Annotated in this window: 23 protein-coding genes and 1 pseudogene; 8 read left to right on the forward strand and 16 right to left on the reverse strand. The window is 64.2% G+C overall.

The window, feature by feature from the left end:
- Positions 1-8: 8 nt before the first annotated feature.
- From BMY03_RS09490 to coaBC, 3 genes and pseudogenes are all read right to left on the reverse strand, one after another.
- Positions 9-1382: pseudogene (locus BMY03_RS09490) on the reverse strand (phosphomannomutase/phosphoglucomutase); the annotation flags it as partial.
- Between the two features lie 134 nt (positions 1383-1516).
- Complete coding sequence (gene dut, locus BMY03_RS09495) at positions 1517-1972, reverse strand: dUTP diphosphatase (RefSeq protein ID WP_094010903.1); 456 nt, start codon at positions 1970-1972, stop codon at positions 1517-1519.
- Positions 1973-1977: 5 nt separating this feature from the next.
- Entirely contained in the window at positions 1978-3189 is a 1212-nt protein-coding gene (gene coaBC / locus BMY03_RS09500; protein ID WP_094010904.1) for a bifunctional phosphopantothenoylcysteine decarboxylase/phosphopantothenate--cysteine ligase CoaBC, read from the reverse strand.
- 127 nt (positions 3190-3316) lie between these two features.
- Between coaBC and radC the strand changes: the two genes are divergently transcribed.
- On the forward strand, positions 3317-3997 hold the full coding sequence (gene radC / locus BMY03_RS09505; protein ID WP_023629973.1) for a RadC family protein: 681 nt from the start codon (positions 3317-3319) through the stop codon (positions 3995-3997).
- Between the two features lie 57 nt (positions 3998-4054).
- Here the strand turns inward: radC and BMY03_RS09510 are convergent, their stop codons facing one another.
- Positions 4055-5644: an ABC transporter substrate-binding protein gene (locus BMY03_RS09510; RefSeq protein ID WP_038707056.1), complete on the reverse strand. Its 1590-nt coding sequence runs from the start codon at positions 5642-5644 to the stop codon at positions 4055-4057.
- A gap of 371 nt (positions 5645-6015) precedes the next feature.
- On the opposite strand from BMY03_RS09510, the gene rpmB reads away from it, so the two are divergent.
- Together rpmB and rpmG are read left to right on the forward strand one after the other, a co-directional pair.
- Entirely contained in the window at positions 6016-6252 is a 237-nt protein-coding gene (gene rpmB, locus BMY03_RS09515; RefSeq protein ID WP_023629974.1) for a 50S ribosomal protein L28, read from the forward strand.
- An 11-nt stretch (positions 6253-6263) separates the two neighbouring features.
- Positions 6264-6419 (forward strand): 50S ribosomal protein L33, encoded by a 156-nt coding sequence (gene rpmG / locus BMY03_RS09520; RefSeq protein WP_003253507.1) that lies wholly within the window; start codon positions 6264-6266, stop codon positions 6417-6419.
- 105 nt (positions 6420-6524) lie between these two features.
- On the opposite strand, the gene BMY03_RS09525 is transcribed toward rpmG, so the two are convergent.
- A complete protein-coding gene (locus BMY03_RS09525) occupies positions 6525-6884 on the reverse strand; it encodes a cupin domain-containing protein (protein WP_094010905.1) in 360 nt (119 codons plus the stop codon).
- A gap of 195 nt (positions 6885-7079) precedes the next feature.
- On the opposite strand from BMY03_RS09525, the gene BMY03_RS09530 reads away from it, so the two are divergent.
- Both BMY03_RS09530 and BMY03_RS09535 read left to right on the forward strand, forming a co-directional pair.
- The gene (locus BMY03_RS09530; protein ID WP_023629975.1) at positions 7080-8573 is read left to right on the forward strand and encodes an aldehyde dehydrogenase; all 1494 of its coding nucleotides are present in this window, start codon (positions 7080-7082) and stop codon (positions 8571-8573) included.
- A 104-nt stretch (positions 8574-8677) separates the two neighbouring features.
- Positions 8678-9817, forward strand: coding sequence for an MFS transporter (locus BMY03_RS09535; RefSeq protein ID WP_023629976.1), 1140 nt, complete (start codon positions 8678-8680; stop codon positions 9815-9817).
- A gap of 109 nt (positions 9818-9926) precedes the next feature.
- Here BMY03_RS09535 and BMY03_RS09540 read toward each other — a convergent pair whose 3' ends face one another.
- The 8 genes from BMY03_RS09540 to BMY03_RS09575 all read right to left on the reverse strand — a co-directional run bounded on the left by BMY03_RS09540 (position 9927) and on the right by BMY03_RS09575 (position 19629).
- Entirely contained in the window at positions 9927-11714 is a 1788-nt protein-coding gene (locus tag BMY03_RS09540; protein ID WP_094010906.1) for a monovalent cation:proton antiporter-2 (CPA2) family protein, read from the reverse strand.
- 226 nt (positions 11715-11940) lie between these two features.
- Entirely contained in the window at positions 11941-12957 is a 1017-nt protein-coding gene (locus BMY03_RS09545) for an alpha/beta hydrolase (protein ID WP_094010907.1), read from the reverse strand.
- Positions 12958-12988: 31 nt separating this feature from the next.
- The gene (locus tag BMY03_RS09550; RefSeq protein WP_094010908.1) at positions 12989-13240 is read right to left on the reverse strand and encodes a DUF2790 domain-containing protein; all 252 of its coding nucleotides are present in this window, start codon (positions 13238-13240) and stop codon (positions 12989-12991) included.
- Positions 13241-13416: 176 nt separating this feature from the next.
- Entirely contained in the window at positions 13417-14904 is a 1488-nt protein-coding gene (locus BMY03_RS09555; RefSeq protein ID WP_094010909.1) for a YifB family Mg chelatase-like AAA ATPase, read from the reverse strand.
- Positions 14905-14954: 50 nt separating this feature from the next.
- Positions 14955-15389: a DUF2493 domain-containing protein gene (locus BMY03_RS09560; protein WP_081941301.1), complete on the reverse strand. Its 435-nt coding sequence runs from the start codon at positions 15387-15389 to the stop codon at positions 14955-14957.
- A gap of 10 nt (positions 15390-15399) precedes the next feature.
- Positions 15400-18111 (reverse strand): magnesium-translocating P-type ATPase, encoded by a 2712-nt coding sequence (mgtA, locus tag BMY03_RS09565; protein WP_094010910.1) that lies wholly within the window; start codon positions 18109-18111, stop codon positions 15400-15402.
- Between the two features lie 801 nt (positions 18112-18912).
- Complete coding sequence (locus BMY03_RS09570; RefSeq protein WP_031316465.1) at positions 18913-19341, reverse strand: TOBE domain-containing protein; 429 nt, start codon at positions 19339-19341, stop codon at positions 18913-18915.
- 24 nt (positions 19342-19365) lie between these two features.
- Positions 19366-19629 (reverse strand): accessory factor UbiK family protein, encoded by a 264-nt coding sequence (locus BMY03_RS09575; RefSeq protein WP_094010911.1) that lies wholly within the window; start codon positions 19627-19629, stop codon positions 19366-19368.
- A 406-nt stretch (positions 19630-20035) separates the two neighbouring features.
- On the opposite strand from BMY03_RS09575, the gene glnK reads away from it, so the two are divergent.
- The 3 genes from glnK to sutA all read left to right on the forward strand — a co-directional run bounded on the left by glnK (position 20036) and on the right by sutA (position 22516).
- Positions 20036-20374 (forward strand): P-II family nitrogen regulator, encoded by a 339-nt coding sequence (glnK, locus tag BMY03_RS09580; RefSeq protein ID WP_002555808.1) that lies wholly within the window; start codon positions 20036-20038, stop codon positions 20372-20374.
- 47 nt (positions 20375-20421) lie between these two features.
- Positions 20422-21756, forward strand: a complete 1335-nt coding sequence (locus BMY03_RS09585; RefSeq protein ID WP_038707050.1) for an ammonium transporter — start codon at positions 20422-20424, stop codon at positions 21754-21756.
- Positions 21757-22186: 430 nt separating this feature from the next.
- Positions 22187-22516, forward strand: a complete 330-nt coding sequence (gene sutA, locus BMY03_RS09590; protein WP_023632536.1) for a transcriptional regulator SutA — start codon at positions 22187-22189, stop codon at positions 22514-22516.
- A gap of 61 nt (positions 22517-22577) precedes the next feature.
- On the opposite strand, the gene BMY03_RS09595 is transcribed toward sutA, so the two are convergent.
- From BMY03_RS09595 to BMY03_RS09605, 3 genes are read right to left on the reverse strand one after another with little or no spacing between them, the layout of a single operon-like run.
- Positions 22578-23273 carry an HAD family hydrolase gene (locus BMY03_RS09595; protein WP_038707049.1) on the reverse strand — a complete coding sequence of 232 codons (696 nt, stop codon included), beginning with the start codon at positions 23271-23273 and terminating at the stop codon, positions 22578-22580.
- On the reverse strand, positions 23270-24169 hold the full coding sequence (xerC, locus tag BMY03_RS09600) for a tyrosine recombinase XerC (protein ID WP_094010912.1): 900 nt from the start codon (positions 24167-24169) through the stop codon (positions 23270-23272). The genes BMY03_RS09595 and xerC overlap by 4 nt, the downstream gene beginning before the upstream one ends.
- Complete coding sequence (locus tag BMY03_RS09605) at positions 24169-24879, reverse strand: DUF484 family protein (protein ID WP_023632259.1); 711 nt, start codon at positions 24877-24879, stop codon at positions 24169-24171. Before BMY03_RS09605 ends, xerC begins: the two co-directional genes overlap by 1 nt.
- Between the last annotated feature and the right edge of the window lies 1 nt (position 24880).

Genomic DNA, 24880 nt, shown 5'->3' on the forward strand with positions numbered 1-24880 from the left:
GATAGTCGTCAGAACGGCAGTTGCAGGCCTGGTTGGACCCGCAGCAACTGCGTGCGGAATACAGCCTTGATTCGGTCGAGTTCTGCGGCGCTGTCGGCCTCGAAGCGCAGCACCAGCACCGGTGTGGTGTTGGAGGCGCGAACCAGGCCCCAGCCGTGGGGATAGTCGACCCGCACACCGTCGATGGTGGTCAGGCTGGCTTCGCCCCAGTCGGCGTCGCGTTGCAGTGCATCAATGATGCTGAATTTACCCTCGTCGGTCACATCAATGTTGATTTCCGGCGTGGAAATATCATTTGGGAACGCGGCGAACAGGCGTTCGGCGTTCTGCCCGGCCTTGCTGAGGATCTCCAGCAGGCGCGCGGCGCTGTAGATGCCGTCGTCAAAACCGTACCAGCGTTCCTTGATGAAGATGTGCCCGCTCATCTCGCCAGCCAGCAGCGAGCCGGTCTGTTTCATCTTCTTCTTGATCAGCGAGTGGCCGGTCTTCCACATCAAGGCACGGCCACCGTGCTGTTCGATCAGCGGTGTCAGGCGGCGCGTGCATTTGACGTCGAAGATGATCTCGGCGCCCGGGTTACGCGATAGAACGTCCTGGGCGAACAGCATCAGCAGGCGGTCGGGGTAGACGATGCTGCCAGTGTTGGTCACCACACCCACGCGGTCACCGTCGCCGTCGAAGGCCAGGCCGATATCGGCGCCGGTCTCTTTCACCTTGGCGATCAGGTCTTCCAGGTTCTCGGGCTTGCCCGGATCCGGGTGGTGGTTGGGGAAGTTGCCGTCGACTTCGCAGAACAGCGGGATGACGTCGCAGCCCAGCGCTTCGATCAGTTGCGGAGCGACCACGCCGGCGGCGCCGTTGCCGCAGTCGACCACCACCTTCAGGCGCTTGGCCAGTTTCACGTCGGCGACGATCTGCTGGAAGTAGCGATCAAGGATCTCGACCTTTTCCACGCGGCCTTCGCCGCGGGACAGGTCGTTGCTCTTCAAACGCGTCAGCAAGGCCTGGATTTGCTCGTTGGCGAGAGTGTCGCCGGCGATGACGATCTTGAAACCGTTGTAGTCCGACGGGTTGTGGCTGCCGGTGAGCATCACCCCCGACTTGCCAGCCAGCACGTTGGCGGCGTAGTACAGCGCTGGGGTCGGCACCAGGCCGACATCGCTGACCTGGCAACCGGCGTCGGCCAGGCCTTTGATCAGTTGCTCGACCAGCATCGGGCCGGACAGGCGGCCGTCACGGCCGACCGAGATCTGTGGCTCGCCCTGGGCGAGGGTCTGGGCGCCGATGGCGCGACCGATCCAGTAGGCGGTCTCGGCATGCAGGGTCTTGCCGACCACGCCGCGGATGTCATAGGCGCGGAAGATGCTGTCGGGCAGTGCGGGGACCAGCTGGGCCATGTCGTTCATCTCTGGGGACTCCAAGTATTCAAAGGCTTCTGGGCAGGCACAAACTGAACGCTTGGACGGTGGTTTCGCCGCAGAGTTCGCCATCCATGGCCCAACGGTCTGTCGTTGGCTCAGCGGGTGCCCGAATGGCCGAAGCCGCCGGCGCCACGCTGGGTTTCGTCGAACTGCTCGACGATATCGAAGTGCGCCTGCATCACCGGCACCAGGATCAGTTGCGCAATGCGCTCGCCGACGGTGATGGTGAACGGCGTGTTACCACGGTTCCAGCAGGACACCATCAGCTCGCCCTGGTAGTCGGAGTCGATCAGGCCAACCAGGTTGCCCAGCACGATGCCGTGCTTATGGCCCAGGCCCGAGCGCGGCAGGATCATGGCCGCCAGGCCCGGGTCGCCGATGTACACCGACAGGCCGGTGGGGATCAGCAGGGTCTGGCCCGGTTCGAGGACGGTGTCCTCCTTGAGCAGGGCACGCAGGTCCAGCCCGGCGGAACCGGGGGTGGCGTACTGCGGCAGGGGGAATTCGGTGCCTAGGCGTGGGTCGAGGATCTTGGCTTGAAGAGCGTGCATGTAACTTATTGAACCTGGTTGAGCCGTTCGGCGATGAAGGCGACCAACTGGCGGGCAATCTTGCCTTTGCTGGTCTGCGCGAAAAGGGTTTGATGCTGCTGCCGGTCTATCACGGTCAGGGCATTTTCCTCGCTGTTGAAGCCGATGCTGGGGTTGGCCACATCATTGGCGACGATCAGGTCGAGGTTCTTGTCCTTGAGCTTGCGCGTGGCGTAGTCGAGCAGGTGCTCGGTCTCGGCGGCGAAGCCGACGCTGAACGGGCGGTCGGCGCGACCGGCAATGGTCGCAAGGATATCGGGATTGCGCACCATCTGCAGCAGCATGCCGTCGCCGGTGGTGGGATCCTTCTTAAGCTTCTGAGGGGCGACGACCTCCGGGCGGTAGTCCGCGACCGCAGCCGAGGCGATAAACAGGTCGCACGGCATGGCTGCTTCGCAGGCCGCGAGCATGTCCCGCGCGCTGACCACGTCGATGCGACTGACCCGGTCGGGGGTCTGCAGGTGCACAGGACCGGTGACGAGGGTAACCCGAGCTCCGGCTTCGGCGGCGGCCTCGGCCAGGGCGAAGCCCATCTTCCCTGAACTATGGTTGGTGATGTAGCGCACCGGGTCGATGTTCTCTTGGGTGGGGCCGGCGGTGATCAGCACGTGCTTGCCGGTCAGGGCCTGGCGCTTGAAGCTTTCGGCGGCGCACCACGCCAGGTCGGTGGCTTCGAGCATGCGACCCAGGCCCACGTCGCCACAGGCCTGGCTGCCGGAAGCCGGGCCGAATACCTGGATGCCGCGGCTCTTGAGCAGCTCGAGGTTGGCCTGGGTCGCCGGGTCGCGCCACATGGCCTGGTTCATCGCCGGGGCGACGGCAACGGTGGCGTCGGTGGCCAGCACCAGGGTGGTCAGCAGGTCGTCGGCCATGCCCTGGGCCATGCGCGCCATCAGGTCGGCGGTGGCCGGGGCGATCAGCACCAGGTCGGCCCATTTGGCCAGCTCGATATGGCCCATGGCCGCTTCGGCCGCGGGGTCGAGCAGGTCCATGTGCACCGGGTGGCCGGACAGCGCCTGCAGCGTGAGCGGGGTGATGAACTCGGCGCCACCACGGGTCATGACCACGCGCACCTGCGCGCCGTGTTCCAGGAGTCGGCGAATCAGCTCGGCGCTCTTGTAGGCGGCGATGCCGCCACCCACGCCGAGAACGATGCGCTTGCGATACAACCGCTGCATAGGCCTTGCCTTATTCCAGTGAAAGCGGGTGGCGACGACAGCTGCCTGCGGCAGATCGTCGCATTTTCGAAGCGAACTAGATTAACACAGCGCCCAAAGGGGCCGTAGTGGCAGGCGAGGAGGGGAAATGAACATCAGGGAGTGGCCGGCTGAAGAACGGCCGAGGGAGAAGTTGTTGCAGCGTGGCGCGGGGATCCTGTCGGATGCGGAATTGCTGGCGGTTCTGCTGGGGTCTGGGGTTGCCGGGCGCAATGTGCTCGACCTGGCGCGTGGGTTGCTGGCAAAGTTCGGCGGGCTGCGCCAGTTCCTCGAGGCGGATCGGGCCATGGTGCTGCGCGAGCCTGGCCTGGGGCCGGTGCGGTATGCGCAGTTGCAGGCATTGCTGGAAATAGGCAGGCGCTACCTGGACGAGCACATCGAGCGTGCGTCGGTTCTGGAGAGCCCGGCCTCGGTGAGGCGCTATCTCAAGTCCATGCTGCGGCACGAGTCCAGCGAGGTGTTCGGCTGCCTGTTCCTGGACACCAAACATCGGCCGCTGGCGTTCGAGATACTGTTCCGTGGCACCATAGACCGCGCGAGTATCTACCCCCGCGAGGTCGTTCGGCGCTCATTGCTGCACAACGCGGCGGCCCTGATCCTTTGCCATAACCATCCGTCGGGCATATGCGAGCCGAGTCAGGATGACGTGCACTTGACGCTGATGCTCAAGCGCTCGCTGGCGCTGATCGATGTGCGGGTGATGGACCATGTCATCGTGGGTGATGGCGAGCCTTTGTCGATGGTCGAGCATGGATGGCTGGCCGGTTAGGCAGCGCGGGGCAAGCCCGCTGTCACAATGACTGTGGGCTTGCCTCGTGATTGGGCGTCAGCGGTTGACTGAGACCTTGCTGAAATCCTGCCGCCCGAACGGGCTCACCTGGTAACCCTGTACGTCCTGGCGCAGCAACGCTGCCGCAGTCGGATGCGCCAGCGGCAGCCACAGCGCCTGCTGCTGGATCAGCGTCTGAGCCTGCTGGTACAGGCGGCTGCGCACGCTCTGGTCGTTGGTGGTGCGGCCGGCGTTGATCAGCTGGTCCAGGCGGTTGTCGCAGAAACGCGCGAAGTTGGTCCCGGACTTGACCGCGGCGCAGGCAAACTGCGGGCTGAGGAAGTTGTCCGGGTCGCCGTTGTCTCCGGCCCAGCCCATGAACAGCAGGTCGTGCTCGCCGGCCTTGGCGCGGCGGATCAGCTCGCCCCACTCGATGGTGCGGATCTCGGCCTTGATGCCGATTTTCGCAAGGTCGGCCTGCAGCATCTGTGCGCCCAGGCTGGGGTTGGGGTTGAGCAGGCTGCCCGACGGGCGGGTCCAGATGGTGGTCTCGAAACCCTTGCCCAGGCCGGCCTTGGCCAGCAATGCCTTGGCTTTCTTGTGATCGAGTGTGTAGCCGGGCAGGTCCTTGGCATAGCTCCAGGTATTCGGCGGATAAGGACCGTTGGCGGCAGTGGCGGTATCTTCGAACACGGCCTTGAGGTAGGCCGGCTTGTCGAAGGCCAGGTTGATGGCCTGGCGCACTTCAGGCTTGTCCAGTGGCGGGTGCTGGCTGTTGATGGCGACGAAGGCGGTCATGAATGCCGGGGTGGTGGCGACCTTGAGGTTGCCGTCCTTGCCGGCCTCGGCGATGTCCAGCGGCTTGGGCGACAGGGCCACCTGGCATTCGCCGCGCCTGATCTTTTGCAGGCGGACGTTGGCGTCCGGGGTGATGGCGTAGATCAGCGGGTCGACCGACGGCTTGCCGGCGAAATAGTCAGGGTTGGCGCGGTAGCGCACCACGGCGTCTTTCTGGAAACGCTGGAAGACGAACGGGCCGGTGCCCACTGGCTGGTTGTTGAGTTTCTCGGGGGTGCCGGCCTTGAGCAGCTTGTCGGCATATTCGGCGGAGTAGATCGAGGCAAAACCCATGCTCAGGGTGGCCAGGAAAGTGGCGTCGGCGTGGGTCAGGGTGAAGCGCACGGTGTGCGGCTCGGGTGCGTCGATGGCCTTGATCAAGCTGCCCAGTTGCAGAGATTGGGCATGCGGGTAGCCGCCCGGGGCGGTCTTGTGCCAGGGGTGGGCCGGATAAAGCATGCGTTGGAAGCTGAACAGGACGTCGTCGGCGTTCAGTTCGCGGGTCGGCTTGAAGTAAGCGGTGGTGTGAAACTTCACGTCCGGGCGCAGCTTGAAGTCGTAGACCAGGCCGTCAGGCGACACCGTCCAGCTTTGCGCCAGGCTTGGCACCACCTTGCCCTCGGCGGCATCGAACTCGACCAGGCGGTTCATCAGCACGTCGGCCGAGGCGTTGGTAGTGGTCAGCGAGTTGTACTGCACCACGTCGAAGCCTTCGGGGCTGGCTTCGGTGCACACCGACAGCGCTGCGGCCTGGGCAAGGCCCGTGGCGCACAGGGTGGTGAACAGGAGGGAAAGGGCGGCGGCACGCATGGTGACTCCTTGGCTGGTCGGTGGCCCATCTGCCGGTGCAGTCTGGAAATTGAGGAAATGTCCTACCCTAGTGCGGGCATGGGCAAATGACCACACCCTTTCGCATTAATTCGGCGACGGGCGGTCGACAGCTTGCCGCCCCAGTCGTTATGCTGCCCAGGCGCGCTCGGCCCGACCGGAACTCTCATATTCTGTTGTTGTGGCGGAGTCTTTCTGGTATAAAGCAGCGCTCTTTTCTAGGGGCTCGGTCTGTCGCGTAAGCGCACCCGGCCGATAAGACCCCCGGGAACACGGCGCCTTGGCGCCATTGACTGAGAGATTAAGCGGCCAACCCATGCCGGGTTGGGCATGTGGTTTTAGAGGGCTGAGGCATGTCGAGAGTCTGTCAAGTTACCGGTAAGGGTCCGGTAACTGGGAACAATATTTCCCACGCAAACAACAAAACCCGTCGTCGTTTCCTGCCGAACCTGCAGCACCACCGTTTCTGGGTTGAGTCCGAGAAGCGCTTCGTGCGTCTGCGCGTTTCCGCCAAAGGCATGCGTATCATCGACAAGCGCGGCATCGATGCCGTTCTGGTCGACATCCGTCGCGCTGGCGCCAAGGTTTAAAGGAGAACATCATGCGTGAATTGATCCGTCTGGTTTCGAGTGCCGGTACCGGCCACTTCTACACCACCGACAAGAACAAGCGCACCACTCCGGACAAGATCGAGATCAAGAAGTACGATCCGGTCGTCCGCAAGCACGTGGTGTACAAGGAAGCCAAGATCAAGTAATTGATCGGCAACCTGAAAAACCCGCAACCGCAAGGTGGCGGGTTTTTTTATGTCTCCAGCAAAGTCATCGCGGGGCCTGCATGAAGCCGGGCCCCGCGATTGGGTTCATTTCTGCTCGAACATCACATAGATCTTGCGGCACGGCTCCAGCACTTCCCAGGTGCCCTTGAAGCCTGCGGGGATCACAAAGCGATCGCCGGCACGCAAGGTCTTGGCGCCGCCGTCCTGGTCGCGCAGCACCGACACACCCTGGACGATCTCGCAGTACTCGTGCTCGGTGTAGTTCACCGTCCACTGGCCCACCTCGCCTTCCCAGACGCCCGCAGCGAACTGCCCGCACGGGCTGGTGTAGTGGTTGTAGACAGCCTGGTCAGGCTCGCCCTTGAGGATTTTCTCCGCTGCCGGACGGTAGCGTTCGGCTTCGGTCAGAACTTGGGCAAAGTCGACGATGCTGGTGATACTCATGGTGGTTACCCTGTCGTTGTTTAATAAAATGAACATCAGTAGGCATTTGAGCCGTTGGTGTCAAATATATTGATAGTTTCCCCGCCCTGGTTTAGGGTGGCAGGTGCCCGTGTGCGTCGTCACCCGGCCAGAATTTCTGACAGCGCCCGTGAGTCCTCAGTGCGGCGTTGCACCTTAACAAGAGAGGAGTTTCCTATGACCACCCTGACTCGTGCGGACTGGGAACAGCGTGCCCAGCAACTGAAGATCGAAGGCCGCGCCTTCATCAACGGCGAATACACCGATGCCGCATCCGGTGAAACCTTCGACTGCCTGAGCCCGGTGGACGGACGCTTCCTGGCCAAGGTCGCCAGCTGCGACCTGGCCGACGCCAACCGCGCTGTCGACAACGCCCGCGCCGTGTTCGAATCCGGCGCTTGGTCGCGCCTGGCCCCGGCCAAGCGCAAGGCCAAGCTGATCCGCTTCGCCGACTTGCTGCGCAAGAACGTCGAGGAACTGGCCCTGCTCGAAACCCTCGACATGGGCAAGCCGATCGGTGACTCCTCCACCATCGACATTCCGGGCGCGGCGCAGGCCATCCACTGGACTGCCGAAGCCATCGACAAAGTCTACGACGAAGTCGCCCCGACCCCGCACGACCAACTGGGCCTGGTGACCCGCGAGCCCGTGGGTGTGGTCGGTGCCATCGTGCCGTGGAACTTCCCGCTGCTGATGGCGTGCTGGAAGCTGGGCCCAGCCCTGGCCACCGGCAACTCCATCGTGCTCAAACCGTCCGAAAAATCGCCGCTGACCGCAATCCGCATCGCCCAGCTGGCCATCGAGGCCGGTATTCCGGCTGGCGTGCTGAACGTGCTGCCAGGCTACGGACACACCGTGGGCAAGGCCCTGGCCCTGCACATGGACGTCGACACCCTGGTGTTCACCGGTTCGACCAAGATCGCCAAGCAGCTGATGGTCTATGCCGGTGAGTCGAACATGAAGCGCGTGTGGCTGGAAGCCGGTGGCAAGAGCCCGAACATCGTCTTCGCCGACGCCCCTGACCTGCAGGCCGCCGCTGAGGCCGCCGCCAGCGCCATCGCTTTCAACCAGGGCGAAGTCTGCACCGCAGGTTCGCGCCTGTTGGTCGAGCGCTCGATCAAGGACAAGTTCCTGCCCATGGTGGTCGAGGCCCTCAAGGCCTGGAAACCGGGCAACCCGCTGGACCCGGCAACCACCGTCGGTGCCCTGGTCGACACCCAGCAGATGAACACCGTGCTGTCCTACATCGAGGCCGGTCACCAGGATGGCGCCAAGCTGCTGGCTGGTGGCAAGCGCATCCTCGAAGAGACCGGTGGCACCTACGTCGAGCCGACTATCTTCGACGGCGTGACCAATGCGATGAAGATCGCCAAGGAAGAGATCTTCGGCCCGGTACTGTCGGTGATCACCTTCGACACCGCCGAAGAGGCCGTGGCCATCGCCAACGACACGCCATACGGCCTGGCGGCGGGCATCTGGACCTCGGACATTTCCAAGGCGCACAAGACCGCCCGCGCCGTGCGCGCCGGCAGTGTCTGGGTCAACCAGTACGACGGTGGCGACATGACCGCGCCGTTCGGTGGCTTCAAGCAGTCGGGCAACGGCCGTGACAAGTCGCTGCACGCGCTGGATAAGTACACCGAGCTGAAGGCGACCTGGATCAAGCTGTAATCGGGTAGCGCCTTTTTTCGCGGGGCAAGCCCGCTCCCACATGAGTAGTGGGAGCGGGCTTGCCCCGCGATGCTTTTTGCCAGAATTCTTACCCGGAGGCCGCTATGCGTTGGGGAACCTACTTTGCCGTCCTGGCGTCGGTGCTCAGTGTCGGGCTTGCGCTCGGCGTGAGTATGCCGCTGGTGTCCCTGCGCCTGGAGGGTTGGGGCTACGGTGGATTCGCCATCGGCGTGATGGCGGCGATGCCGGCCCTAGGTGTGCTGGTCGGTGCCAGCCTGGCCAGCCGCCTTGCCGGTTGGGTCGGCGTACCCATGGCCATGCGTCTGTGCCTGTGGGGTGGGGCGCTGTCGATCAGCCTGGTGGCGCTGCTGCCCAGTTATGCCCTGTGGCTGGTACTGCGCTTGATGATCGGTATGTCGCTGACGGTGGTGTTCATCCTTGGTGAGAGCTGGATCAACCAGTTGGTGGTCGAACAGTGGCGTGGCCGGTTGGTAGCGCTGTATGGCAGCAGCTATGCACTTAGCCAGTTGGCCGGCCCGTTGGTTCTAGGTTTTCTGGGCTCTGACGATGATTTCGGCTTCTGGGCGGCGAGCGGCTTGTTGCTGGTTGCACCGCTGATTCTGCTGGGGCGCGGCGGTGCACCGACCACTGAGGCGTGCAGCGTGACCTTCGCCGATCTGTTCGGCTTTTGTCGGCGTCTGCCGGTGATCGCCTGGGCGATCGCGCTGTTTGCGGCATTCGAGGCGATGATCCTGACGCTACTGCCGGTCTACTGCCTGCAGCAAGGGTTCACCACGGAGGTGGCGTTGTTCATGGTCAGCACTGTGGTGGTGGGTGATGCGGTGCTGCAATTACCGATTGGCGCCTTGGCCGATCGCATGTCACGGCGAACGCTGTTCAGCGGCTGTGCACTGACCTTGCTGGTCTCAAGCCTGGTGATTCCAGTGCTGCTGCATAACCCGGCGATCTGGCCGCTGTGGGTCCTGTTCGGTGCCAGCGCGGGCGGCTTGTTCACATTGTCACTGGTGCTGATCGGCGAGCGCTATCGGGATGACGAACTGGTGCGGGCCAATGCTCACGTGGCGCAGCTGTGGGGTATCGGTTGCCTGCTCGGGCCGTTGCTGGCCGGGGCGGGGAGCCAGTGGATCAGCGGGCACGCGTTGCCGTTGCTGATGGCAGCGGGAGCGGCGGGGTTGGTGCTGCTGACACGGCGCAAAGATGCATTTGAACCTGCGGCGGCGTGATTACTGACTGGGGCTGCTACACAGCCCCTCGCCGTCAAGCTTACACACATCTGTAGCGCACCATCTCGATCCGATGCAGCGGGCCCACAACGGGCCCTAGCCGGCTTCATCAGACATCATCCGAGGCGAACAACCGCTCCAGCTCCACCCGCGCCTCCTTGGCCGTCTGCATCACCTTGGCCCGGTCGTCGCGTACCTGCCCCTGGGCCTCCAGGACCTGCTCATCATGCTCGGTGAACCGGGCGATGCGGTCTGTCGCCTGCGCTTCGGTGAGCCCCAGCCCGATCAACGCGCGCCGGCTCATCTCCAGGCTGGAATAGAACGTCTCGCGAATCGGGTCGGCACCCACGTCAATCAGCTTGTGCACGTGCTGGCGGTTGCGTGCCCGGGCGATCACTTTCAGGTGCGGATACAGGCGCTTGGCCCGCTCCGCGGTGTGAATGGCCACCTCGGGATCATCAATGGTGATGATGAAATACTCCGCCTCGCCAACCTTGGCCGCGTGCAGCACTTCGGGGCGCAGCGGGTCGCCATAGAACACTGGCACCTGTTCGAACATGCGAGTCATTTCGATGGCGTCGACCGAGGTCTCCAAGGCAATGAACGGGATCTTCTGCGCCCGCAGGATGCGCGCGACGATCTGGCCCATGCGGCCCATGCCGGCGATCACCACGCGCGGGGTGCCCGCGTCGATGGCCTTGTACTGCTCGGGCACCTCGCGGGCCGCCTGCGGGCGCTTCAGGGCGCGGGCGCAGCCGAGCATCAGCAGTGGCGTTAGCGCCATCGACAGGGTGATGGTCATCAACAGCAGGTCGTAGGTCTGGGTGTCGAGCAGGCCCTGGTCCTTGCCCAGCTTGAACACCACGAAGGCGAACTCGCCGCCGGCGGCCAGTACCATGCCCAGGCGCAGGGCGCTGGCGCTGTTCAGGCCACCGGCCAGGCGGCCGACGCCTATCAGCAACGCCAGCTTCACGCCGATCAACAACAGGGTCAGGCCCAGCAACACCAGCGGCATTTCCAGCAGCAGGCGCAGGTTGGCGCCCATGCCGACGCTGATGAAGAACAGGCCCAGCAGCAGGCCTTTGAACGGCTCGATCTGCGACTCCAGCTCATGGCGGTATTCGGAGTCGGCCAGCAGCAGGCCGGCGAGGAAGGCGCCCAGAGCCATGGACACGCCGGCTTCCTCCATCAGCCAAGCGGTGCCGATTACCACCAGAAGCGCGGTGGCTGTGGAGACTTCCGGCAAACCGGTGCGGGCGACGATACGGAACAACGGACGCAGCAGATAGCGGCCGCCGACGATGACGATGGCGATGCTGGCGAACACCTTCAGGCCATGTTCGATGCTGTCGCCGTGGCTGGTGTCGGGGCCGCTGGCGGCCAGCAGCGGCACCAGGGCGATCAACGGGATTGCGGCAATGTCCTGGAACAGCAGGATGGCGAAGGCCAGCCGACCGTGGGGCGCATTGAGCTGCTTGCTCTCGGCCAGGCTCTGCAGGCCCAGTGCGGTGGATGACAGCGCCAAACCCAGGCCGAGCACGATGGCCGCCGGCAGGCTCTGGCTGAAGCCGAACAGGGCGATGGCGCCAAGTACCGCGCCGGTCAGCACGACCTGAGCGGTGCCGACGCCGAACACCGATTTGCGCATCAGCCACAAGCGTCGTGGTGAAAGCTCCAGGCCGATGATGAACAGCAGCAACACCACACCCAGCTCGGAGATGTGCGCGACGCTCTCGGTGTCACGGATCAGTCCCAGGGCCTGCGGGCCGATGGCCACGCCGGCCAACAGGTAGCCGAGCACGGCGCCCAGTTGCAGGCGCTTGGCCAGTGGCACGGCGACCACGGCGGCGAGGAGGAAAATGACGGCGGTTTGTAGAAGGCTGCCTTCGTGTGGCATCGCTCGGACTCCTTGAACTGCATGCGGCAGCGCTTGATGCAACAGCTTATGCCATCGATGAAAGAGGCGGGCATTTTCGGCGGACAAGGGATACAGGACAATCCTGGGGTTACAGGAAGCAGCGTTCTGAATGTCGGACCTTTGCTGAATCAGTCGCGGGACAAGCGCGCCCACAGGTGTGATGTCTGCGTGGGAGCGGGCTTGCCCCGCGGAGGCGATCGACCCGTTATTGCAGATGGGTTTTCAAGGCCTGTGCCGCCTGGTCCATGGCACTGCGCACACTAGGCACGCTGCTCAGTACATTGAGCAGGCCATAGTCATGGATCATGCCGTTGTATCGCACGGCGGTCACCGGCACTCCGGCGGCGTCCAGTTTCCGGGCATAGGCTTCGCCTTCGTCGCGCAGCACGTCCATTTCGGCGGTTTGCACCAGGGCCGGCGGCAGGCCCTTCAATTGCTCCACGCTGGCGCGCAGCGGCGAGGCGTGGATGTCGTCGCGCTGGCGCGGGTCGGTGATATAGCTGTTCCAGAACCACTGCATCATGTTGCGGGTCAGGAAGTGTCCTTCGGCGAACTGGTTGTAGGACGCATTGTTGAAGTTGGCGTCGGTCACCGGCCACAGCAGTGCCTGGAAGCGCAGCTTCGGCGTGCCGGCCTCCTTGGCCTTCAGTGCCACCACCGCGGCCATGTTGCCGCCGACGCTGTTGCCGGCAACCGCCAGGCGGCTACCGTCCACGCCGATCTCCTTGCCATGCTCGGCAACCCAGCGGGTGGCCGCGTAAGCCTGGTTGATCGCGGTGGGGAACTTCGCTTCGGGGGACGGCGTATAGTCGACATACACTGCCGCAGCACCGGAGCCCACCACAAGGTCACGGATCAGGCGTTCGTGGGTAGGGTAGTCACCCAGCACCCAACCGCCACCGTGGAAGAACATGAATACCGGCAATTCGCCCTTGGCCCCTGCGGGCCGAACCACACGGATCTCCAGTGGCTGGCCACCGGCCTGGATGGTCCGGCGTTCGACGCGTATCTCCGACACATTGACCTTTACGCCGGCTTGGGCTCCGCTGAGCACCGCACGGGCATCCTTGGGCGCCAGGGTCTCCAGCGGCTTGCCGCCACCGGCGGCCAGGGCGTCGAGGAAACCCTGGGTGGTGTGTTCGACACCGGGGCTGCCGGCGGCGAAGGCGCTGTTCACGGCAAGGGCCAGCAGGCCGGCGGTCAGGGTGTGGGACAGTTTCATGTTCTAGCTCCTTTGGTGGGCGAGCCGCGGCTCAGTTCTGATTGGCAAGGACGGTGGGTTGCACGTAACTCACGGCGCGCAGCTGGCCGCTGCTGTCGCGGTAGGTCAAGGTGGCGGTGCTGGTCTGACCTTGGGTGCTGGTGGGGGCATCGACGCTGACGACCTTGGCGATGTCCAGGTCCATGCCATAGTGGTACGAGGTGGCTTCGCTGGCGAAGCTGCTGACGCTGGTGCCGAGGGCCAGGGTGGTGACGGTGACGGCGAAGGCTTTGCGAAGGGTCATGATCGTTCTCCGGGTTCTGCTGAGTGGGGTTGGCGACTGCTTACTGCTTGAGGTGATATTGCGCGCAAATATTTAGTGCGCAAAATATATTTCCGCTATGAGATCGATTGACTGGGTCTGTCGAAGGAGCTCAGCCATGATGCAGCGGGTGATTGCGCGGAAGCCGCCGTAATAGATCAGGCGCTGGGCCGGTACTGCAGCGCCTCCGCCAGGTGCGACCTGGCAATGGATTGCGCGCACTCCAGGTCCGCCAGGGTGCGGGCCACCTTCAACAGCCGGTGTGCTGCCCGTAACGACAGCGTCAGCCGTTCGCAGGCCTGCTCCAGCCAGGCCTGGTCGACCGGCTCCAGCGGGCAATGCCGGCGCAGCCCCTTGAGATCGAGGAAGGCATTGGCGCAGCCCTGCCGGCGCTGTTGCAGCTCCCGTGCCTCGGCCACCCGCTGGCCAACACTGGCGCTGGTCTCCCCGCTGGGCTGGTGGGTCAGCACGGTACTTTCCCGGGCCACTGTCAGGTGCAGGTCGATGCGGTCGAGCAGGGGGCCGGACAACTTGTTGCGGTAGCGCTGGATCTGCTCGCTGCTGCACCGGCAACGGCCGGTCGGGTCACCCAGATAGCCGCAAGGACACGGGTTCATGGCTGCCACCAGTTGAAAGCGCGCCGGGAAGCGTACCCGGTCCTTGGCCCGAGCTACCACGATCTCGCCAGACTCCAGCGGCTCGCGCAGCACCTCCAGCACACGTCGTTCAAATTCGGGCAGCTCATCGAGGAACAGCACGCCATGGTGCGCCAGGGTGATCTCGCCGGGTTGCGGTCGGCTGCCACCACCCACCAGCGCCGGGCCGGAGGCCGAGTGGTGGGGATGGCGAAACGGCCGCTGTGGCCAGCAATCGAGCGGTGCTTGGCCACTGACCGAGCGGATCGCCGCCACCTCCAGCGCCTCGCGCTCGTCCAGCGGCGGCAGCAGCCCGGGCAGGCGGCTGGCGAGCAGGGTCTTGCCGGTGCCCGGCGGGCCGGAGAGCAGCAGGTTGTGGGCACCAGCTGCGGCGACCAACAGCGCCCGCTTGGCAGCGATCTGGCCTTGAACTTCGCTGAGGTCCGGGTAGGGGCGTTGCTCCAGTAACAGGCCTTTCGCCACGTAGGGTGACATTGCCGGTTGAGCATTCAGGTGGGCTGCCAGTTCTCGCAGACTCCCCACCGCGTACACCACCAGGCCGTTGGCCAGGCTGGCTTCCTCGGCATTCTCCCTGGGTACTACCAGCGCCCGACCCGCGTCTCGCGCCGCCAATGCCGCAGGCAGTACACCCTGCACCGGGCGCAGCGTACCCGACAGCGCCAGTTCCCCCAGGCATTCAATGCCGTCGAGGGCGGCAACCGGTACCTGGCCATTGGCGGCCAGGATACCCAGCGCGATGGCCAAGTCGTAGCGGCCACCGTCCTTGGGCAGGTCGGCTGGGGCGAGGCTCTGGGTGATGCGCCGTGCCGGATAGTCCAGGCCAGAGTTGACGATGGCGCTGCGGACTCGATCCTTGCTCTCCTTGACCGCGGTTTCTGGCAGACCGACCAGCGTGAGCGTGGGCAGGCCGTTGGCCAGGTGGGTTTCGACGCTGACAGCCGGAGCCTGCACCCCGACCTGGGCGCGGCTGTGGACGAGGGCGAGGGACATTGACACTCCGTGTTTGCAGGTGATGGCCGCGTCCTGCGGCCTGGCAAAGCTTAGTGGTGCTCTTGTGCAAGTGGACGAGAAGAGTGCGTCGAATTTTGTCCGGCCTGCCCCCCAAGTCTGTGGGCGCCCGTCGTGCGTGGCTGCCTGGCGCAGATCACCGGAATCCCCGAACCCCGCGCCCGCGCCAGCAACTCCTCGGTATCATCACCGCCCGGCAGCGCCAGCACCAGGTCGGGCCGACTGTCGCGCAACATAAAGAGGTTGCGCAGGCGCTCGGCCAACTTGCCGTGGAGTTGCCAATTGGGCGGGTAGCGCACTATGTCGGCGCCCTGTTCGCGGGCCCAGCCTTCGATTTCGCCGCCCAGATGCTGGCTGCCGCCGTGGATCAGCACCTGGATTGGTTGCTGGCGCTGGAGGGCGTCCAGCGCCTGGCGGCAGCGTTGGTTGTCGGCGTAGTTGCGCCCCGCGCAGATCAGTACGCGCATGCCCACCCCCTCAGAACCACTGGCCGAAGCGGCGGATGTACAGGGTCTTCATGCCCTGGGCCACCAGGCAGTAGCCGAGCAGGGTAGCGGCCAGCCATGGGAAGTATTCCCACGGCAGCGGCACCAGCCCGACCATCGCCCCCAGTGGCGAGAACGGGATGTAGATGCCCAGGCACATCACCAGGCCGGTGGCCAGGATCACCGGCAGCGCCGCGGTACTCTGGAAGAACGGCACCTTGCGCGTGCGCAGCATGTGCACCACCAAGGTCTGCGACAGCAACCCCTCGATGAACCAGCCGGACTGGAACAACGCCTGCATTTCCACGCTGTTGGCGGCGAACACGTACCACATCAGGGCAAAGGTGGTGATGTCGAAAATCGACGAGGTTGGGCCGATCCACAGCATGAAGCGACCGATGTTGCGCGCATCCCACTTGCGTGGCTCGGCCAGGAATTCCTTGTCCATGCGATCCCACGGCAGCGACAGTTGGGAAAAGTCGTACATCAGGTTCTGCAGCAGCAGGTGGATCGCCAGCATTGGCATGAACGGGATGAACGCGCTGGCCACCAGCACCGAGAACACGTTGCCGAAGTTCGAACTGGCGGTCATGCACAGGTACTTCATGATGTTGCCGAAGGTTTCGCGGCCCTTGAGCACGCCTTCCTCCAGCACCAGCAGGCTCTTTTCCAGGAGGATGATGTCGGCCGATTCCCTGGCGATGTCGGTGCCGCTGTCCACTGAGATGCCCACGTCGGCATCGCGCAACGCCGGGGCGTCGTTGATGCCGTCACCGAGGAAGCCCACGGTGTGGCCATTGGCTTGCAGTGCCTTGAGTACCCGCGACTTCTGCAGCGGAGTGAGCTTGGCGAACACCGTGCGCTCTTCGACCAGGGCCTTGAGCTGGGTGTCGTCCAGGCGTTCGATGTCCTGACCGAGCAGTGGTTGGCCGGGCTCCAGGCCCACTTCGCGGCAGACCTTGCAGGTGACCACAGGGTTGTCGCCGGTCAGCACCTTCACCTTCACGCCCATTTCACGCAGGGCGGCGATGGCCGGGCCGGCGGTTTCCTTGGGCGGGTCGAGGAAGGTCAGAAAACCACGGATCACCAGCTCGCGTTCGTCATCGGTGTGGTACTGAGGCTTGCCGTCGGCAGCTGGGATGTCCCGGGTGCCGACCAGCAGCACGCGGAAACCCTCCTGGTTGTAGCTGCTGGCGGTGGCCAGCAGTTGCTGGCGTCGCCCGGCATCCAGAGTGACCCGCTGGCCGCCTTCTTCCACATGGGTGGCGATAGCCAGCATTTCCTCGACGGCGCCCTTGCTCACCAGCAGGTGATCGCCCAGGGCATCCTTGACGATCACCGACAGGCGACGGCGGATGAAGTCGAAGGGCAGTTCGTCGACCTTGGCGTAGGCATAGGGCGGTTGGAAGCCCTGGTTTTCGCCGGCAAAGCGCAGCACGGCCTGGTCCATCAGGTTTTTCACGCCGCTCTGGTGGTGGCTGTTGAGCCAGGCCAGCTCCAACAGCCGCGCGTCCTTGTGGCCGCTGGGGTCGACGTGGTGTTCGAGGATGATGCGGTCCTGGGTCAAGGTACCGGTCTTGTCGGTGCACAGGACATCCATCGACCCGAAGTTCTGGATGGCGTTCAGGCGCTTGACTACCACCTTGCGCCGGGCCATGGCCACGGCGCCTTTGGCCAGGTTGGCGCTGACGATCATCGGCAGCATCTCCGGGGTCAGGCCCACCGCAACGGCCAGGGCGAACAGGAAGGCATCGCTCCAGTCACCCTTGACCACGCCGTTGAGCATGAACACCACCGGCACCATCACCAGCATGAAGCGGATCAACAGGCGACTGACGCTGTTCACGCCACGGTCGAAGGCGGTCTGGCTGCGCGAGCCGACGATGGCCTTGGCCAGCGAACCGAAGTAGGTGCGCTTGCCGGTGGCCACCACCACCGCGCGGGCGCGGCCGCTCACCACGTTGGTGCCCATGAAGCCGATGTTGGGCAGGTCGAGCAGGCCGCTTTCATCGCTGGCGCTGCCTCCGGCGGACTTCTGCGCGACGTTGCCGAGGGTGTCGTACTTCTCCACCGGCAGCGCCTCGCCGGTCAGTACCGCCTGGCTGATGAACAGGTCGCGGGACTCGATCAGGCGGATATCGGCGGGGATCATGTCGCCGGCCGCCAATTGCACGATATCGCCGGCCACCAGCTCGTTCATCGGCACTTCGCGCAGGTGCGCCGGCTGGTCGTGGCGCTCGCGGCGCAGCACGGTGGCGGTGGTGCGGACCATGGCCTTGAGGGCGTCAGCGGCCTTGCCCGAACGGTACTCCTGCCAGAAGCGCAGCAGGCTGCTGAGGCTGACCATGGCCATGATGATGATGACCTTGGTCAGGTCCGCTTCTTCCATGTCGCCTGCGCGTACCGGCAGCCAGTAGTCGGTGACGAAGCTGATGCCGGCGAGGGTGAGCAGCACGTAGATGAAGGGGTTGTGCAAGGCCTTGAGCAATTGCACCAGGGCCGGTTGCGGCTTGTCATGGGCGACTTGGTTGGCGCCGTCGCGCTGCAGGCGCTTGGCGGCTTCGTGCTCGGTCAGGCCCAGTTCGCTGGCATCGAGGTTGGCCAGGGTCACGGCCAGGCCGTTGCGTGCCTCGCGGGCGGCGCGCATGGACAGGCGGGTGTCTTCGCCGGCTTTGCTGCGGGTGTTGCGGTCTTTTACGGTCATTTGGCTGTGCTCCTGCCGCAGGAGGCGGCACGACACACAGTTGACTCACGGTGGGGAAGGTGAGTGAACGTGTCCCGTGTCGCAATGATTCAAACAATGAAAAACGTGGTTTTTCCGACGTTTACGTGTTCGCTGGCGAATGCCGGAAATAAGATCGGCAGCGAACTTTCTACTGGCTGATTCCATGGTCGGTTAATTCCATTTGTTAAGTGGCGGGCAATAGAAATCCAATGAACTTTAATTACTTAAAGTTCGGAAGTTTCTGACGATTTAAATGGCGTCAGTTCAGCGAACGGACAGCATCGCGCGCGTCACTGCAGGCGGTAACGGGCGCGCTATCGACTGGGCGGTTTCAGGGGTGAGGACAAGCCCCAGCCGCGAACAGTACGGTACGGGGCCTTGTGCGCAAAGGCGCGCAGGCGAGGGGTAGCTATATCGAGGTTCATGAGCTTGCCTCCGACCGGGCGGGCACCCGGGGCGGCAAGCTACGGCGGAGCATCAGGCTCTGGCGCGGCTTGCCCGACCTAGGGGCGGGCCCGGAGTTCCGGTTCAAGTGCCTGGCGGCCAACGGCTGCCAGACAGCGACTAGATACTGTGTCCATTGAATTCTTCGTGAGTTGAAATAAAGGCCCGCTTTTCGGGGCGGGTGAACTTTATGCAAAGCATAGCGGGGAAGTCAACCGGGAAGACGTAACTTAAACAAGTTTCATCTGCTGAGAGGGGAATTAATCCAGTGTGCCGCGCGATTAGCATCGCGAGGTAATCCCGCTTCTACCTGGGCAAGGTAGAAGGGGCATTCGATCAGGGCTTGGCGCCCAGGATGATGTGCGAGGCCTTGATCAGCGCGGTGGCCTTCACACCCGGCTTCAGGCCAAGTTCCTGCACCGCTTCACGGGTGACGATGGCATACACCTCGGTGCCGCCGGACAGCTTCAGCACCACCTCGGCATTCACCGCGCCGTCGCCGACCCGCAGCACTTCGCCTTCGAGGCTGTTGCGCGCCGACAGCCTGTAGCCAGCGGCATCGGTCATCAGCACCACCCACGGTGCCTTGACCAGCGCCACGGCCTGCTTGCCGACGTTGATGTTGAGGTTGTGCAGGCTGGCCATGGTGACCACCGCCACCAGTTTCTCGCCGCCGCCGAGGGTCAGCTCGACCTCGGCATTCACCGCGCCAGGCTGGACGGCGCTGACGGTACCTTCGAATACATTGCGGGCACTGACTTTCATGGCAAACACTCCGTGTATCGATCGTTATTCCTTGGGGGACGGCGCCATCCTGGCTTCCAGCTCGGCGAATTGCTGCTCGAGGGCTTCGAGGCGCGCGCGGGTGCGGGCCAGTACCACCATCTGGCTGTCGAACTCCTCGCGGCTGACCAGGTCGAGCTTGCTGAAGGCACCCTGCATCAGCACCTTGAACTGGCTTTCCAGTTCGGCGCGGGGCGCGGCGGTGTCGCCGCTGAACAGGCGCGAGGCCTGGTCGCTCAGGGCATCGAGGAAGGCTTTGGGCGCGAGCATGTCTGGTATCCGCTGATCACTGAAAGGGCAGCAGTGTAGCACGGGGCTTTTGCCCGCTTGCCCTGCACGCTTTTCGCGCAGGGCGGCCAAAAGTCGCGCACCGATTTTGTGCACTTTGTCGCTGCTGGCAACTGGCCAATCCCTACCGATTCGCGCAACTCCCTGTTTTCCCGATCGTTGTTCGAACTGGCAAGGTTTCTGCAAAGACCCGAGGGAGCCATGCACTGATGCAGTCCCTTGTGACCAGGCAGTGCGCAGGCGGAGCCGCAAGGTCCTTCGTCACAGGCGGATCGTGTGTCGGCGGGGAGAATGGAGCCGACGACGCGTTACAAAGCCAGGCGCTGCGCTTAGACTTGAGACGGGTTTGTTTTCCTGGGGCAAGTCCATCAAATCGGGAGAGAGTTTCATGAAGCTAGTCACTGCCATCATCAAGCCGTTCAAGCTGGACGACGTGCGCGAGTCGCTGTCGGAAATCGGCGTGCAGGGCATCACCGTGACCGAGGTCAAAGGTTTCGGCCGGCAGAAGGGTCACACCGAGCTGTATCGCGGTGCTGAATACGTGGTCGATTTCCTGCCCAAGGTGAAGATCGATGTCGCCATCGACGACAAGGACCTCGATCGGGTAATTGAAGCCATCACCAAGGCAGCTAACACCGGCAAGATCGGCGACGGCAAGATCTTCGTGGTCAATCTGGAGCAGGCGATCCGCATCCGTACCGGCGAAACCGATACCGACGCGATCTAAGCGCCAAGCAAAGCCTCACCAAACCCAACGCCCCAGGAGAAAACAACATGACTCTGCGTAAGATCGCAGGGCTAGGAGCCCTATTGTCCCTCGTAATGCCAGGGCTGGCCCTGGCAGAGGAAACTGCCGCCCCCGTGCTGAACTCCGGCGACACCGCCTGGATGCTCACCTCGACGGCACTGGTCCTGTTCATGACTATTCCGGGCCTGGCGCTGTTCTACGGCGGCATGGTGCGTTCGAAGAACGTGCTGTCGGTGATGATGCAGTGCTTCGCCATCACCGGCCTGATCAGCATCCTCTGGGTCATCTATGGCTACAGCCTGGCTTTCGATACCACCGGTATGGAAAAGGGCGTGCTCAACTTCAATTCCTTCATCGGCGGCTTCTCCAAGGCCTTCCTCAGCGGCGTCACGCCGTCGGGCCTGACCTCGGCCACCGCGTTGTTCCCTGAGGCCGTGTTCATCACCTTCCAGATGACTTTCGCCATCATCACACCGGCACTGATCGTCGGAGCATTCGCAGAACGCATGAAGTTCTCGGCGATGCTGATCTTCATGGGCGTCTGGTTCACCTTGGTCTATGCGCCGATCGCGCACATGGTCTGGAGCGGTGACGGTGCGCTGATGTGGGACTGGGGCGTGCTGGACTTCGCCGGCGGCACCGTGGTGCACATCAACGCCGGTATCGCCGGCCTGGTCTGCTGCCTGGTGCTGGGCAAGCGCAAGGGCTACCCGACCACGCCGATGGCCCCGCACAACCTGGGCTACACCCTGATGGGCGCGGCCATGCTGTGGATCGGCTGGTTCGGCTTCAACGCCGGTTCCGCCGCCGCGGCCAACGGCACTGCCGGGATGGCCATGCTGGTGACCCAGATCGCCACCGCCGCCGCCGCCCTGGGCTGGATGTTCGCCGAGTGGATCTTCCACGGCAAGCCAAGCGCACTGGGCATCGCCTCGGGCGTGGTCGCCGGCCTGGTCGCCATCACCCCGGCCGCGGGTACCGTCGGCCCGATGGGCGCCCTGGTGATCGGCCTGGTGTCTGGCGTGGTCTGCTACTTCTGCGCCACCAGCCTCAAGCGCAAGCTGGGCTATGACGACTCCCTCGACGCCTTCGGCGTGCACGGTATCGGCGGGATCATCGGCGCCCTGCTCACCGGTGTGTTCGCGGCGCCTGCCCTGGGCGGCTTCGGTGCGGTAACCGACATCGCCGCGCAGTTCTGGATCCAGGCCAAGGGTGTGATCTTCACCGTGGTCTACACCGCCATCGTCACCTACGTGATCCTCAAGGTCCTGGACCTGGTCATGGGGCTGCGGGTCAGCGAAGAAGAAGAGTCGGTCGGCCTCGACCTGGCTCAGCACAACGAGCGCGGCTACAACCTGTAACCGCCACGCTGGAAAACTTGCCCGGTTCGCCGGGCATTTTTTTGCCTGTAGTTTGCCGATTCGCGCCGGGCAAACGGTTTCTCTGTCCTGATCGCGACGTAGGTAGAAAACTTACAAGTCATTGGGCGTTTCTGGTGCTTTGCTTTTTCTGCGAGCGCGCTAGAATGCGCGCCGAAGGGGCCGGACGAGTAGTCCACACACTTCGCTACCCTTTGCTAGGCTTGCCAATAGCCTGTGGCCAGCAAGGGTTCAAAAAATTTTGTCGGGCCTTGCCAGGAGCAAGGCCTGCAGGGTGCCAGGCCCCCCATGAGGGGGTGGACACCCAGGGCAGTGGCCAATCCACGGCCAGTTGAATTTTCACTGGTGGCTGCCGGTCTACGGCTGCACCGGTCTATAACTAACCTGCTTTTCGCAAGTCATGAGGTAGAACATGAGCGACGACGATCTGGAAAATGATGACCTCGAAGTAGGCGACGAAGACGAGGCTGATGATGGCCTGGAAGCTGCGGCCGACGATGGCGCGGAAGATGCCGGCGATGACGACAGCAGCCCGGCACCCGCTGCCAAGGGCAAGTCCAAGGCGGCTGTCTCGGTAGACGAGATGCCGAGCATGGAAGCCAAGCAGAAAGAGCGCGACGCGCTGGCCAAGGCGATGGAAGAGTTCCTTTCGCGCGGCGGCAAGGTGCAGGAAGTGGAGGCCAACGTGGTCGCCGATCCGCCCAAGAAGCCGGACAACAAGTACGGCAGCCGCCCTATCTGAGTGGCTGAACGCAAAGAAGCCCGCCGTCGCTGCGGGCTTTTTTGTGGGCGCCGTCTGTAAGTCAGCGCCAGCGCGACAGCACGTCGGGCAACTGCGACAGCCGCTGAATCTCCGCATCCGGCGCCTGTTCGCCGCTCCAGGGCTTGTGCTGCGGGTTGAACCACACCGCCCGCAGCCCGGCGCGCTGGGCGCCGGCGATGTCATCGCCCGGATGGTCGCCGACGTGCACCGCCGCCCCTGCGTCCACCTCGCCGCGCTTCAGCGCTTCGAGGAACGGTGCCGGGTCCGGCTTGCCGATACCCAGGTCCTCGGCGCACAGGGCGAAGCGGAAGTAGTCCGCCAGGCCGAGCCTGCGCACGTCGGCATTGCCGTTGGTGACCACGCCGAGGGTGTAGTGATGGCGCAGGATCTCCAGCACCGGCTGCACCTCTGGGAACACCTCCACTTGGTGCCGCGCATGCAGGAACACCTCGAAACCTTCGTTGGCCAGTTCCTGGGCGTGTTTCTCGCTGTAGCCGACCTCTTCCAGGGCATGGAACAGCACCCGCCGGCGCAGGGCGCTTATGCGGTGCTTGAGGCCCGGCTCGGCCTGTACCAGGCGCTCGCGGATGGCGAACAGGTGCTCGACCGGCACGCTACCGAGAATCGGCGCGTTGGCTTCGAGCCAGTCGCGCAGGACGACTTCGGCGCTGGCGATGACCGGTGCGGTATCCCAGAGGGTGTCGTCCAGGTCGAAGGTGATCAGCTTGATGCTCATGAGTCCGTGTCCTTGCTGCGTTTGGCCCGAGGGTGGGCGCTGTCGTACACCGCGGCCAGGTGCTGGAAGTCCAGGTGGGTGTAGATCTGCGTGGTGCTGATGTCGGCGTGGCCGAGCATCTCCTGCACCGCACGCAGGTCCTGGGACGATTCCAGCAGGTGGCTGGCGAAGGAATGCCGAAGCATGTGCGGGTGCAGGTGCTGGCCGAGCTCGCGCTCGCCTGCGGCCTTGACTCGCAGCTGGATGGCCCGGGGGCCGAGGCGCTTGCCCTGGCGGCTGATGAACACCGCAGAGTCTCGCGGGCCGGCGATGCCGCGCAGCTTGAGCCACGCCTGCATCGCCTCGCCGGCCTTGCGCCCGACCGGCAACACGCGGCTCTTGCCGCCCTTGCCTTGCACCTGGACCAGCCCTGCGGCCAGGTCCAGGTGTTCGAGGTCGAGCCCGGTCAGCTCCGACAGGCGCAGGCCGGACGAGTAGAACAGTTCAAGGATCGCCTGGTCACGGCGGGCAATGAATTCGTCGTCGACGCCGCCATCGAGCAACTGCAGGGCGCGGTCGGTGTCCAGCACCTTGGGCAGTCGCCGCTCACCCTTGGGTGGCGCCAGGCCATTGGCCGGGTCGTGCTGGCAATGGCCTTCGCGGTTGAGGTAGCGGTACAGCCCGCGCACCGCCGAGAGCAGGCGCGCCAGGCTGCGCGAGGACTGGCCGTGATGGTGCTGGCGGGCAACGAGCTGACGCAGTTGCTGGACCTGCAGGGCCGCCCAGCCGGTGATGCCCTGGGCGTTACAGAATTCGATGACCTTCTCGAGGTCACGGCGGTAGGCCAGCAGGGTGTGCTCGGATACCTGGCGCTCATTGCGCAGGTGTGCGCAATAAGCCTCCAGCTGGCGTTCCATCAGCGCACCGAGCGCAGTGTCTGGGTGAAGCGCGGCACCACACGGCCGAGCACTTCGGCGATGTAGCTGAGGAACAGGGTGCCGACGCTGCTTTTGTAGTGCTGCGGGTCGCGGCTGCCGATTGCCAGCACGCCATGCAGGCCCTGGTACTCCAGGGTGGCCACGGCGCTGGAGCCGACTTCCTTGTGCTGATCGTTGCCGAACAGGAACGCCAGCTCGTGCTCGCGCAGGCTGCCGCTGATGGTCTTGCCGCCGCCGATCAGGCCGCCGATGGCCTGTTGCGCCTCGGCCCCGGAAACCCAGCGTCCCACGGGCGCCGCGTTCTCGCCGAACAGGATCAGGCTGACGAAGGGTACCTGGAACTCCTGGCGCAGGCTGTCCTCGACCGCCATCACCACCTCTTCCAGGGTGCTGGCGTCGAGCAGGTCGAGGATCAGCCGGCGGGTCTTGTCAAACAGCCGGTCGTTGTCGCGCGCCACGTCCATCAGCTGGGAAAGGCGATGGCGCATCTCGATGTTGCGGTCGCGCAGCAGCTTGAGCTGGCGCTCCACCAGCGACACGCTGTCGCCGCGCTGGTGAGGAATGCGCTGTTCGACCAGCAGCTCGTCATGCTCGGCGAAGAAGGTCGGGTGGGCGCGCAGATAGGCGACCACCGCTCCGGCATCGAGCTCACTGGCTGGCGAGGGTGCAACTTTGGGCTGGTCGGTCATG

The organism is Pseudomonas soli (genome assembly GCF_900110655.1).
Lineage (GTDB): Bacteria > Pseudomonadota > Gammaproteobacteria > Pseudomonadales > Pseudomonadaceae > Aquipseudomonas > Aquipseudomonas soli.